The sequence below is a fragment of the Halalkalibacter alkalisediminis genome (genome assembly GCF_028610705.1).
Lineage (GTDB): Bacteria > Bacillota > Bacilli > Bacillales > Bacillaceae_D > Halalkalibacter > Halalkalibacter alkalisediminis.
The window spans coordinates 1-12,458 of sequence record NZ_JAQQWT010000060.1 but is presented as its reverse complement, the minus strand read 5'-3'; the positions used below and the strand labels follow the sequence as shown (position 1 = coordinate 12,458).

11 protein-coding genes and 3 pseudogenes are annotated in these 12,458 nt (G+C 33.5%); 4 read left to right on the top strand and 10 right to left on the bottom strand.

Annotated features, from left to right (window positions below; genetic code table 11):
• Positions 1-634, bottom strand: a pseudogene (locus PQ474_RS26745) (IS3 family transposase); the annotation flags it as partial.
• Positions 635-733: 99 nt separating this feature from the next.
• Here PQ474_RS26745 and PQ474_RS24805 point away from each other — a divergent pair.
• A pseudogene (locus PQ474_RS24805) lies at positions 734-894 on the top strand (IS110 family transposase); the annotation flags it as partial.
• Between the two features lie 41 nt (positions 895-935).
• Here the strand turns inward: PQ474_RS24805 and PQ474_RS24800 are convergent.
• From PQ474_RS24800 to PQ474_RS24770, 7 genes are all read right to left on the bottom strand, one after another.
• Positions 936-2,414: a glycoside hydrolase family 32 protein gene (locus PQ474_RS24800; RefSeq protein ID WP_273848254.1), complete on the bottom strand. Its 1,479-nt coding sequence runs from the start codon at positions 2,412-2,414 to the stop codon at positions 936-938.
• 86 nt (positions 2,415-2,500) lie between these two features.
• A complete protein-coding gene (locus tag PQ474_RS24795) occupies positions 2,501-3,850 on the bottom strand; it encodes a glycoside hydrolase family 172 protein (protein WP_273848253.1) in 1,350 nt (449 codons plus the stop codon).
• A 29-nt stretch (positions 3,851-3,879) separates the two neighbouring features.
• Positions 3,880-4,749, bottom strand: coding sequence for a carbohydrate ABC transporter permease (locus PQ474_RS24790; protein ID WP_273848252.1), 870 nt, complete (start codon positions 4,747-4,749; stop codon positions 3,880-3,882).
• A 5-nt stretch (positions 4,750-4,754) separates the two neighbouring features.
• Positions 4,755-5,648, bottom strand: coding sequence for a carbohydrate ABC transporter permease (locus PQ474_RS24785; RefSeq protein ID WP_273848251.1), 894 nt, complete (start codon positions 5,646-5,648; stop codon positions 4,755-4,757).
• 62 nt (positions 5,649-5,710) lie between these two features.
• On the bottom strand, positions 5,711-7,006 hold the full coding sequence (locus PQ474_RS24780) for an ABC transporter substrate-binding protein (protein ID WP_273848250.1): 1,296 nt from the start codon (positions 7,004-7,006) through the stop codon (positions 5,711-5,713).
• A gap of 36 nt (positions 7,007-7,042) precedes the next feature.
• Complete coding sequence (locus PQ474_RS24775) at positions 7,043-8,065, bottom strand: LacI family DNA-binding transcriptional regulator (RefSeq protein ID WP_273848248.1); 1,023 nt, start codon at positions 8,063-8,065, stop codon at positions 7,043-7,045.
• A gap of 565 nt (positions 8,066-8,630) precedes the next feature.
• A complete protein-coding gene (locus tag PQ474_RS24770; RefSeq protein ID WP_273848247.1) occupies positions 8,631-9,383 on the bottom strand; it encodes an ImmA/IrrE family metallo-endopeptidase in 753 nt (250 codons plus the stop codon).
• Between the two features lie 417 nt (positions 9,384-9,800).
• Between PQ474_RS24770 and PQ474_RS24765 the strand changes: the two genes are divergently transcribed.
• The 3 genes and pseudogenes from PQ474_RS24765 to PQ474_RS24755 form a co-directional block, all read left to right on the top strand.
• Positions 9,801-10,043 (top strand): hypothetical protein, encoded by a 243-nt coding sequence (locus tag PQ474_RS24765; RefSeq protein ID WP_273848246.1) that lies wholly within the window; start codon positions 9,801-9,803, stop codon positions 10,041-10,043.
• A gap of 217 nt (positions 10,044-10,260) precedes the next feature.
• Positions 10,261-10,692: a membrane lipoprotein lipid attachment site-containing protein gene (locus tag PQ474_RS24760; RefSeq protein WP_273848245.1), complete on the top strand. Its 432-nt coding sequence runs from the start codon at positions 10,261-10,263 to the stop codon at positions 10,690-10,692.
• A 13-nt stretch (positions 10,693-10,705) separates the two neighbouring features.
• A pseudogene (locus PQ474_RS24755) lies at positions 10,706-10,997 on the top strand (beta-ketoacyl-[acyl-carrier-protein] synthase II); the annotation flags it as partial.
• A 149-nt stretch (positions 10,998-11,146) separates the two neighbouring features.
• Here the strand turns inward: PQ474_RS24755 and PQ474_RS24750 are convergent.
• The gene (locus PQ474_RS24750; RefSeq protein WP_273848244.1) at positions 11,147-11,335 is read right to left on the bottom strand and encodes a hypothetical protein; all 189 of its coding nucleotides are present in this window, start codon (positions 11,333-11,335) and stop codon (positions 11,147-11,149) included.
• A 397-nt stretch (positions 11,336-11,732) separates the two neighbouring features.
• Positions 11,733-12,356, bottom strand: coding sequence for a class I SAM-dependent methyltransferase (locus PQ474_RS24745; RefSeq protein WP_273848243.1), 624 nt, complete (start codon positions 12,354-12,356; stop codon positions 11,733-11,735).
• Positions 12,357-12,458: the final 102 nt, after the last annotated feature.

Sequence of the window (12,458 nt, the reverse complement as noted above, 5' to 3'; positions counted from 1 at the left end):
AGTAAATTCGGATAAATCGGTAAATGATGTTTTGAATTGGTTGTAGCTTTGTATTTCTTGACTGTCTTTGATCGAATGTTGTTTTCTTTCATAATGCGTGTCACAGTTTTTTAAGAAACTTTCATGCCTTTCTTATTGAGCTGTTGAGTGATTTTAGGACTGCCATAATTTTTTCTGGAATCAAGGTATTCACGTTTGATTTGAGCAGTAAGTTTTTCTTTACGGATTTTTTGTTGGCTTTTAGGACGTTTTTTCCATTCATAATAGCCACTCTTAGAAACACCAAGGACATCGCACATCTTCGCTACACGGAATTCGTGTTGGTGTTGTTCAATGAAGTGATAAATTATTTCTGGTTTTTTGCGAAGATGCCCATAGCCTTTTTTAAGATGGCATTTTCCTCTTCCAAATCACGAATTCGTTTTTGAAACTCACGTGCTTGTTGATCAGCTGGTTTAAGGTTCCCGCTACCAACAAAGCCAGCTTCTTGTTCTTTGTTAAATTTAGTCACCCAATTATGCAACGTTTGCTCGGCAAGATCTAATTCCCGTGCAACTTCTGCCACTTTCTTTCCGTCTTCTTTAACCATACGAACTGCTTCTAATTTAAATTCTTCATCAAATGTTTTTCTCATTTTGGACACTCCCGATAAATGTTAGTTATCATTATACTTGATATTCTCCCAATTTACCGTGTCCACTATTTAGACTAGCATCAGAATCCAGTCGTTGGTCTGGATGTTTCAAAAGGAGAAAGTGAAGTTCAGGCTTTTTTAGATAAGGGAAAACCTTACGGTAAAAGTTTTAGTATCAAACATGATCTTGATGGGCTAGAATCTTTACTTGAGTTTCTGGGGGCATAAAAGATAAAACTGGTATTCAACCTTCGGTTGTTAACATTATTTCCCTCCCTAAACAACCAATTTAGCTTAACGCCTAATTCCAAACAGAACCCAACTTCCATGATTCGATACTATTAACACTAACTTTTCCACCTTGTGTAAAAATGTTAAAAAGTTTGCTATTAGCATCAGGGAAAATTCTATTTGTAATGACTTGTTCTCCGTCATTAACAAAAATTTCAACAGATGTTGTATCCATAAAGATACGAAGATTAACACTGATACCTTTTACTACTAGTGGTGCTTTACTAATACCTTTTTCACCACAACCAGAAAGTAAACGATCCATTACAATCTCTTTATTTTTAAGATCTAGTAAAATGACTGTTTTTTCGCTTCCATCTTCTGAGCTTCTTAATTCAAGACCAAATTGGGTAGCTGTAGTTTCACTAATATTAAAATCAATAATAGTTTCAGAAACTACCTCTTGTAGTTCATTTAATGTCGTTTTTTCCGCTACTTCAAATGCATCTAATTTCTTGTAATCTGTTCTTAAATCAGCTAGCTCTACTACAGGCTTTTGTTTTAAGGTATCTACTTCTAATATTAGCTCTCTTGGAATCGTCATTGCCCCGGCCCATCCGTGCTCTTGAGAAGGCATTTTCGTTAACCATTTTTCCATCCAGCCAATCATGATTCTGCGGCCCTTATCATCTACCAAAGTTTGTGGTGCATAAAAATCAAAACCATAATCTAAGGTTGTGCAAGTTCCTTGTGTAAAGACTCCTTTGTCATAGTCCATATCACCAACTACATAAAACGGCTTTTCATTTTGAGTGCCATACATTGGAGAAACAATTAACACATGAGTATCGTTAAGTGGGAATAGATCTGGACACTCCCACATATCTCCTTGTGTCCCATCACTTTCTGCCGCAACACCCTTATACTTCCATAGTCTTAAATCATCTGAAACATAGAGAACAGCCTTTCCTTTTCCATCCTTCTTTGTACCAACAATCATATACCACTTATCTTCATGCTTCCAAACCTTAGGATCTCTAAAATCCTTTGATCCATCCTCTGGAAAATTAGCAACTACAGGGTTTTGAGTATACTTTTCAAAAGCAACTCCATCCTTACTAGTCGCAATACATTGAACCTGCATCGGTTCATTGCTATCCACATGACCAGTATAAATTAGTACTAATTCTTCACCGTCTACAACAGCACTTCCAGAGAAGCAACCGTAACCTGGCACACCTTCACCAGAATCATAGGATTCAGAGGGAGCTAGAGCAACTGGTAGGTGTTCCCAATAAACCAAATCCTTACTCTTCGAATGACCCCAGTGCATTGGTCCCCATTTAGAATCATATGGATAATATTGATAGAATAATTGATACTCTCCATTATATTGAGAAAATCCATTAGGATCATTGATCCAACCAGTAGGTGCCATGAAATGATAATTTAATCGATAAGCGCTTTCTTTAATTACATCTTTCTTCTGTGCTATTTCTTGATTCGCTTTTTCAAGGGCTTCTATATGCCTATCGTTCACTTTAACCATATCAACCAATCTCCTCTTTTCATAATAAATCAAAATATTTAAGTAAGTTACAACGTAAATATTAAAAAGTTTATGTTATGTGTTTATTATTTCCCAAGAGTACCTTTTACACGTTTTGCATGCTCCACATTTCCTGCTTGAGATTCTCTTGTTTTGTTGTATTTAATTTCCATTTGATTTAACTTTTCTCCAACATATGATTCTACTAATTTACTCGCAAATTCATATGCTTTTTGTTGCTCTTCTGTTAATGCTGGTTTTTCTTTTTGAACTACTTCTGGCATTTGAGCAACATGAGGAAGTCTTTCATCAACTGGTAAGATATCAAGTTTTGGTGATGGTAATGTTTGATACCAATAAGCAGTTGAAGACCAGTCATCAGATAAGTGGTTCGCATGACCATGCTCAAGTGTAACCTTAATGCTTTCAGAGAAATGAACTGGATCAGCAATATGGAATCTATAAGATACTTGGTATCCTGGCTTTTCACTTTCATGAATAATTGAACCATTATATAAGAAAGCATTCTTCTGCATTCCCCAAGCGTGCCCGAAGTAATCCTCACTACCTGTACCATTAATACTTGGCTGTTTTTCTCCATCAATGAAAATCATATCATCACCTTCACCCCACCAGCTTCCTTGGAAGTGATTTACAGATAAATTACAACCAACATAATGTCCTTTTCCTTCTGTTTCTAAGACCACATAATTCCCTTCACCAGATAAATTCGCAACACTTTGAACCGCTGGACTATTTACCTGTAGATCATTTCCCCAGCCTTCACAAGGGTTTTCACGGTGCCAATTTGAATGGAAATAAACAGTATCTTCGGGTAATTCCTCTTTATATAGCTCATAGTCAATATAGAAATATAGACCAAATGGTAATGTATTTTCGTTTACAATTTCAATCTTCGCTTTTTTGTTAAATGGCATTGGGAAGAAACAGTTTAACGCTGCAGGTGCACCGAATTTATTTGCTTCCTCAGGTTTAACAGAAACATTAAATGGTGCTGATTCAAAGTTTCCTGGTAATGAATGACCTACACAGAAGAAGTCTCCAAATGGTGCCAACACGCTTGGTGTGTCTTGGTCATCCCAAGTAATTTTAATCAATGCTTTTCTATAGTAGAAAGGATCTTGCTCCTCCCAAGTAACCCCTAATGCATTGTGGATTTCATTTACAGGTGCTACATTACTTCCTAAAGCAGGTTCAACGATACTTGGTCCCATAATCTTTCTACAGAATGAAGTCATCCAAAAATGTGTTAAACAGCCTGGTCCTTCGATTTCTCCTAATACCACTGACTCATTTGGTGGAATTAACCAGTAATCTTGGTTTTTTCCTGTTTGATCAGAACTTGAAACCCTTGCTGATCTCACATCTTCATGCCTTGTTAAGTTTTGCATAAGTCCGTTTGAAATAGTTTTCATAGTATTGTTTCCTCCAATTATTATGTTTTTTATCCTTTAACTGCACCAGCAGTCATTCCTTTAATAATGTGTTTTTGGAATATTCCATAGAATATCAATTGTGGAATAATAAACAGTAAGCTCGCTGATACAATACCACCGTAATCTATGTTGTATCTTCCTTTAAATTCTGATATTGCTAGAGGAATCGTCATCCGTGATGGGTCACTTATTAGCGTTGCCGCAAATGGGAATTCGTTCCATATATAAAGAATGTTGAAGATAAATACTGTCATTACCACTGGTTTTACCACTGGGAATACAACTTTTGTACATAGTGTGAATAAGTTACAACCATCAATAACAGCAGCTTCTTCAATCTCTGAAGGGAAATCCTTTAAGAATCCTACAAACAACAGAGTATTAAATGAAATTGAGGTTGCAATATAAGGTAATATAAGTGATAAATAGGTATTTTCCAGCCCCAATGAAATTGTGATCCGATACACTGGAAAGAGTAAGATAAACGGTGGGATCGCTAGTCCGATAATTAATAAATAGTACAAACCGTTTTTTAACTTATCTCGTTTAAATATCATTCTGCTAATTGCAAAAGAACTCATAAAGGTGATAATCATTTCTAAGAATACTGAAACCACAGCAATAATAAATGTATTTTTGTAGAGCAATCCCATATTTAATGTTTCAAAAGCACGCTTATAGTTATCTAAATTAAAACTTTCAGGTAATGAAAAAGGATTTGTTAGAATTTCTTGATTTTCTTTAAATGACAATACAATCATCCAAATAAAAGGAATCATTACAAGTAAGGTAATAGCATAAGTAAGGATATAGGATAATATTTTCGTGTTTTTCTCTTTAAGATTTATTGACGTTAGGGAAGTATGATTTGACTTCATCTTGTTCACACCCCTTCCTTATTATTTAATCTTCTCCCTAATGTAAAGATTCCAAGGAAAAATCCTGTAAATAGAATTGTAGTTAATAATGATGCAACTGCAATTGACATTCCATAACCATACTCACCATCAGTAAAGGTCGTACTATACATATAAGTTACCAAAACGTCAGACAAATGGTTTGGTCCACCATTTGTTAGTTGGAGAACTGTTTCAAAAATTTTAAAACAAAGTGTAATGACTAAAATGATGTTCAACTTGAATGTTTCATTTAATAACGGAATTGTGATATTGACTAATTGTTTGAATTTACTCGCCCCGTCCATCTCAGCTGCTTCATAAAGCTCTGCTGGAACTAGCGTTAATCCAGCTAAAAATATTGTGGCAATGTAACCCAAGCTTTGCCAACTTTGTACAATTGCCACTGAATATGGGGTTAACGTCTCTCCCCCAATCCATGCATAGGCCAATTGACTTAAACCAATCTTCTCCAAGAATGTGTTAATAAGACCAATTTGCGGATCTAAAATAAATACCCATATCAAACCAACCATGATTGGTGCAATAATTGAAGGTGAATAGTTTATCGCCCTTAATGCTCCTATACCTTTTGTTTTTTTATTTAATAATAATGCAAGTATGAACGCACCTGGGATAAGGATAACTAAAGTAACGATTAGAATAATAAATGTGTTTTTTAATGCGATTATAAAAATTGGATCATTAAACAATCGCTGATAGTTAGATAGTCCGATATATTTTGGTGTTCCAATTCCCGAAAAACTTGTAAAGCTATAATACGTCGCGATCACAATTGGCATCATAATGTATGTTAAATATACAAGTACCGTTGGTAAAAGCATCAGTATTTTATTTTTATTACTACTATACCATCGCATTCTTTCACCTACTTTTGTATTAGCTAATGCAACGTTTATATTGCATTAGCTAATGACTAATATTAATTGATTGTTGAAATTTTATCTTCAACAATTTTAGTTGCTTGCTCAGGAGTATATGTTCCATTAATTACTCCGTAAATACTGTCGTACATAGCATTTGCCATTGATTCTGGAACCACTAGGTCTGGTTGGTTTGGTTGACTTTCCCAATCTTCAAGGCGTATTTGATCAACTAACTTTTTAAATACTGGATGTTCTGTTTCATCAATGTTTACTTCAGCATTCGTCATCGGTGGCACTTGGTTATCTATCATGATTTGTGTTCCGTCTTCACCATAGTAGAACTTCAATAATTTGAATACTGCTTCTTTTTTAGTCTCATCCTCTCCAGCTTTTTTACTAACCAGCAAAGGTGCAGCTGGTACGATTGAGCTTATTTTTTGATTATCGACTCCATCAGCAAAAGTTGGTCCCCACCAAAATCCTACATCTTTACCGATATCACTTTGCTCAATTTTTTTCACATCCCACATTCCAGAATCTAACATTGCAGCTTGACCATTTAAGAATTGCTCAACTGCTTGGAAATAAGATTGTGTTGTAACGTTTTTAGGAAACGCTTTCAATTTTCTTAACTTTTCAATTTTTTGGTAGTATTTTAAAAAGTCTGCATTGTTGTAACTCTCTTTTCCAGCAAGGATGGCATCAATTTTATCAAAGTATCCATATCTGGAAAGCATCGTTAAAAATGCCCATACTGAGTAGTGATCTTTAGCACCTTTAGCAATCGTTGTAATACCGTTCTTTTCAAATACTTTTGTTGCTTCCACTAGGTCTTCAAAAGTCTCTGGAATTCCTACTCCATATTTTTCAAAAAGCGCTTGGTTATAAAAGAAACCTGTTACTAGTGGTTGATAAGGTAATCCATATTGCTTACCATTATTGTTATAAGTGCTTAACATGTTTTCTTTAAGAGAGTCTTTAATTTCAGGATTTTTATCAATAAATTCTGTTAAATCCATTAACATGTCTGCCTCTTCTAACTCTTTTGCCGATGCTGGTAACATCCAAAAAACATCTGGTAGTTTATCAGATTGAGACATCATTTTGATATTTTTCACATGTTCTTGTTGTTCTTTTCCCATTAGATTGATTTTTATATCTGGGTTTTCAGCTTGAAATTGTTCTATTACTTGGTAAAATGCAGGTTCTTGATCTGTAGGATTTGCTACATGAATCGCAAAATCAATTGTTGTAGTACCATCAGCTGATGGTGCAGAATCCTCGTTGCTACAACCAACTAAAAATAAACTAATAATCAATAAAAAACTAATTAGCATTTTAAATTTTTTCATGTTGAACCCCCGATTTTGTAGTCTAAAAATTACTTCTTACAAGGAATTTCTAAAAATAATAGATGATTCAATACAAATTTCTGTTGGTTCTTTTTTGTTATTCTCCAACTTTTCAAGCAAAAGCTTTGCTGCTGCTTGGCCCATTTCAAATGATGGCTGCTTTATAGTTGTAATTGATGGCTCTGTTAGTTCCATCCAATGAAAATCATCATATGAAAGAAATGAAACATCATTTGGAATTTGGATATTCTTTTCTTTTAAATATTTGAATACTCCCATCGAAATTGTATTATTCACTACCACAATTCCATCAATTTCTTGATTTGATACAAGCTGACTTGCTATTTCATACCCAGACTCAAATGAAGATTCTCCTACAAATATTAATTCTTCGCTTAATGGAATCTGATATTTCCTCAAAACATCTTTATATGCCTCAAAGCGCTCAATTGTACTTGACACATCTATTGGACCTGAAATAAAAGCTATTTTTTTCCGTTTTTTCTTTAAGATCATTTCGATAGCTTCGTAGGTTACAAAGTAGTTATTAGTGTATATCGTATCCAATTTATTTTTTGTGTTTGGTTTTCTATCTACATAAACTACAGGATAATTAATATTCTTAGATTCAGTAGGTTCATTTCCAATTTTAGAAGTTGGAGCAATGATCAATCCATCAATATAATCCATAAATTGTGTATTATACATATCAATTTGATCTAACTCATTTTTTAAATTTTCATGAGAATTGCTAATTACCAGCCTATACCCAACATTATTTAAAGCACTTTCGACTCCATTTGAAAGAGAGATGAAAAAATCTACTGATGTGTCATTAGGCCGGATTGGTATAATAAGACCAATAACTTTTGTATCTTTACCTTTCAAAGATTTTGCTACTGTACTAGGTCTATAATTCAACTCTTCCATTGCTTTAAGTACCCTCAATCGAGTTTCCTCTTTTACAAATCTTGAAGAATTCATTACATTTGAAACAGTTGCTGTAGATACATTGGCTTTTTTGGCGACATCCTTTATGTTAGCTTTTTTTATGTCCAAAACGATTACACTCCTCAATTTCCCCTTACTTAAAGAATCATAGTTATTTAAATCGATTAAATAACTATGATGAATTCTCTTGGTTAAAATAAATTCTAAAATCATTTAATCGATTAAATTTTATTATAAATAAAAAACTTTCAAAAATATGCTCTTTAAATAGCATTATTATTCCCTTCATCCCCTTTCCATTTAATCGATTAAATTTTATTCTTTGTATTGATATTAAAATATTTTAATATCGTTGTCAACATTCTTTTTAAATTGGGGATTTCTACTTCTGATTAGGAACTTTAAAGGGTAAAGTTCCCGTGTGGATTTTAACCACCTAGATTGTGTGACTGCGAGGCACACATAAAAAATGAGCCATGAGGGGCTGTTGGGGTACCACCAGCAAAACCGTATTTATCTATACTTGGGAGTAAAAAGTCTTTATTTCATAAGCCTTTTACATTGAAGACATGTAAACAACGTATTCGTCTTGACTACAAGCCTCGCATCATCGAATTCTACAAACGTTATTGCCTTGAAGGCTCAAGCTCAACTAAAACGCCTTAAGGCGTTCTCAAACAGTGCCTTTCACTTCTTCTAATAATGCTAATTTGTCATTGATCTGTGTATGATCTTCTATGTAATGATGAAGATAGTGCAAGCTATAATCACTGGTGTCAAGATTGAAATGCGAGCAAACTGTATATGCGGTCATTTCAGCTTGGAATTCTTTTTCTGGGTGAGTTCGATCATGATTACCTGATTCAGTACCATGAAGTTTTGCATGTGCAAGCTCATGAATGACTGTCTTAACATTATGCAATTCAGAATTGCAAGGGTTTAATTCAATCGCTTTACGATTTTCCATTTCTCCACGACTATTCAATACTTGATATTCAACATAAGACCCTTTTGCAGTCCCGAGTTCTTGAAATGGCTTGTCTAAGATTTCCACATCTATTTTACGTCCTAATTCCTTTAATGATCGAAACATTTCATCGTAATTTTCTACTTTTCCATCAATCCATCTGTTAGGAAATATACTGGGCAAATCTTCAGCTTTTGCGTTTGTTTGTGATATGTCAAAAACATATCCAGCAACATAGCCAATATGATCTTTTGTTTTCATATCACCTTTTTTAATTGCTTCTTTTTCTTCTTTCGAAGCATACTTTACACCGACTTGATATTTTTTCCCTTCACGTTCAAATGTTTGATACTTTGTAGGTACTAATATTTTTATTCCCTTTTCGCCTTTTTGAACAGAGTACTCTTTGTTTTTCCAAAAGGTAAAACTTCCGACTGCTTCAGCACCGCTAAATCCCACGGGCGCTTACGTTCTACCCTGGCTACTGTTATAATAAGACCATATAAAAAAAGGTCAACCAGAAATATTTTCTTATCTGGTTAACCTTATAATACGAACGGGGTGCTTTACTGGAACACAGCAGTAATTCTTTTATTGAAGTATGAGCAGAAGAGTTGAAGAGCAACACTGTTGTAGCATTTTACGAAGTAGGGATGTGATGGTATGTTTCGAGATGGATTTCCAAACAATTTGAGAGATGACGTGACTAAAGTAATTGGACTGATTCTTCAAAAAAACCATAATAATGTCACTATTGGCGAATCTCAGGATACTGTTGAATATTTTCAAGATGATAACGTAATTAAATTTCCTTATCGATTTTACTACATTGATATTTCAGATGAATTTATAGACTATTGAAGTGTACGACAAAAAATGATTATGCATTGCATTTATTCAAGAAGTTGTGATGGGTTTGTCCGCCAAAAGCATTTGAAATCATTGCTTTTGATGGATTATGAAGATTGGGCTATTCCTTATATCGTAAAAGTGTGTGATGAATATATCGTAGAAATATTAGAAATGACTTATGATATTCTAAAAGAACAGGACACAGAACGGATTAAGAGATTTTGTCTTGAAAACATGGAACGTTTTGCAAAAGCTATAATAGAATGATTAGCTATTGGAACGAATTTTATAGACATAAACACAAAAATTTTCAGAAATATATTGGCAGGAAGCTATTTAGAGATTGTTTTGGATACTCAAAATCAATGGAACGCAGAAAAAACATGAGTTTTTAAACAATACAATTTAACTAACCACAAGCGATAGTAGAGCTGTCGCTTTTCTACTATTGAAGCAGTTTAGTGAAATAAAAAGGGGGATAATATTGAAAAAAATATTGTTAATACTGTTGAGTATTGTTACATTATCTGGATGTAATGCAAACTCTTCTTTGTCCTTTTCAGAAGTAAGTCAAGAGAGTATCAATAAAGATATTCGATCATTTTTTCAAGGTGTTAAAGAAGAAAATGGAGTCCATCTTTACCTTGATAAGAAGAATAACGCTGTATTTGTATACTTAAATGGGTCAAATGTTATTCAAGATGAAAAAGCTGTCTACTTTACTGGCTTTGATATTGAAAGCGAAAATGACACATTAAACTTATTATATAAGAGTGAGGAAACATCTGATTATTCAAATTCATCATTAGAACACGAGATTTTCTATAAAGTGAACTTAGATAAATACTATGAGGAAGTTAAACTTTTAAATAATGGTAATGAGACATCTTTTGGGACAATATCAGGAAATAACTAATTTTCTTATTCCGATGGCTATTAAACAGCTGTTTGGAAAACAAGCTTATCAAATTCCAGTAACAGCTAATAAATCTATGCTTGGTCATATGTTAGGGGCAGCTGGTGGAGTTGAAGCAATTGCTTTAGCGATGAGTTTAAAGGAAGGGATAGTTCCTCCAACAATTAATAGAAAATCCTGATCCATTATGTGATCTAGATTATGTACCATCTGTTGCTCGCCAATTGAAAATAAATACGGGGCTATCTAACTCATTTGGTTTCGGAGGTCATAATGCAGCTATTGTTTTAAAGAAATACGAGTGAATAAACTTTCCCTCGTTAATCTGACCGTTTCCTCTAGAAACGGTTAGATTTATTCAATTAAATGGCCCTTTAATTGAATAACTAAATTCTGACCTCTCTCATAAAATCTAATAATTCTTATTAAACTAACGCATTAGTTGAACAAGGAATTAATTCATTCCTTGACTTTTCCTTTGTTTCTTTGAAAATTGTTCAAGTGTGATAGTTGTTAAAATTGCTACTATTCCTTGATAAATAAGTAGGTCTGTCATCATTCCAAACTCTTCAGGTTCTCCAATGTTTTTGGTGATATAGAAAGAAAAGAGAAGAATAATATGACCGTAGCAAGTCCGCTCCATAGGCTTTTTCCGATTTTATTCGCAACTATAATTGCGAATACCACAAACAACAAAGTAATTAGAAATGTATTTGGCAAAATAAATTCATTTAGTAAAACACCGCCATACATTATATTACTTCCTATCATTAATGATGTTACTATTTCTAAAAATCTTATCTTTCCCACCCCCATCACATTCATTAAGAACTATTTTATCATTGATTTCTTATTGTAGTATCCAGCTCGTTTACTTTAAGTACAATCCTTCACAATCTCTAATTATTTTAACATAAATATCCAAATTAACTGCTAAGTGTTGTTCAATTAAATGGCCCTTTACATAAAGAAAGGCACTTTCCTTGTTACAGAAAAGCGCCCTTTTCTGGAATAATCCAAACTTCTATAACAGAATAAGATTACCCACTATATTTGTTCACTACTATTTTTCTGTACATGCCATTAAACATTACGGGTCTGTCTTCTTTCACATTTAATTCTTTCGTATGTTTCTTATACAATTCTTCAAAGTTTAATCCAATGTCAGTTCCTAAAACTTTAATTAGAGGTCTGATCAGTTTTTTCGGTAACGATAGATTGTTTTCTTTAGAAGAAAACTTGTCGAATAGAATGATTTCCCCATCATGTTTTAGTACTCTTGCCATTTCCTGAAAACATTTATCTGCGTTAGGTACTACTGAAAGAATTAGACTTCCAATAACGAAGTCGAACTGATTATTGTCAAAACTCATATCTTGAGCATCCATTTCTAAAAACTTAATAGTAGAAGTTTTGAATTTCGCTCTTGCCTTCCTTAGCATATCCGCTGAAAAGTCAATTGCTGTAATATCTAATTCAGTGTGATTTATTAATTCTAAATCAGCCCCTGTTCCAACGCCGACAAATAGTATTTTTTGTTTGCTATTAAAGTATGTTTCTTGAAATATTTGTCTACTGGCGTTAAGAAAAGGTCCTGAATTGAAAAATTTATCGTAAATTGGAGACCAAAGTTTATATATCACTTTATTCCATGAATTATTCAATTTCCTCTCCCCCAAATAATTAAATACTCAACTTTCGCAGTTGAATTTTAGCTTTAAAGGCTTACGATAACTTCGCTATAACCTAATTTAATATAAATTTGT

What these genes read in the sequence shown, in the direction of transcription:
- PQ474_RS24800 (WP_273848254.1), bottom strand. Translation starts at nt 2,414, where the DNA reads ATGGTTAAAGTGAACGATAGGCATATAGAAGCCCTTGAAAAAGCGAAT.
- PQ474_RS24795 (WP_273848253.1), bottom strand. Translation starts at nt 3,850, where the DNA reads ATGAAAACTATTTCAAACGGACTTATGCAAAACTTAACAAGGCATGAA.
- PQ474_RS24790 (WP_273848252.1), bottom strand. Translation starts at nt 4,749, where the DNA reads ATGAAGTCAAATCATACTTCCCTAACGTCAATAAATCTTAAAGAGAAA.
- PQ474_RS24785 (WP_273848251.1), bottom strand. Translation starts at nt 5,648, where the DNA reads ATGCGATGGTATAGTAGTAATAAAAATAAAATACTGATGCTTTTACCA.
- PQ474_RS24780 (WP_273848250.1), bottom strand. Translation starts at nt 7,006, where the DNA reads ATGAAAAAATTTAAAATGCTAATTAGTTTTTTATTGATTATTAGTTTA.
- PQ474_RS24765 (WP_273848246.1), top strand. Translation starts at nt 9,801, where the DNA reads ATGATTATGCATTGCATTTATTCAAGAAGTTGTGATGGGTTTGTCCGC.
- PQ474_RS24750 (WP_273848244.1), bottom strand. Translation starts at nt 11,335, where the DNA reads ATGGAGCGGACTTGCTACGGTCATATTATTCTTCTCTTTTCTTTCTAT.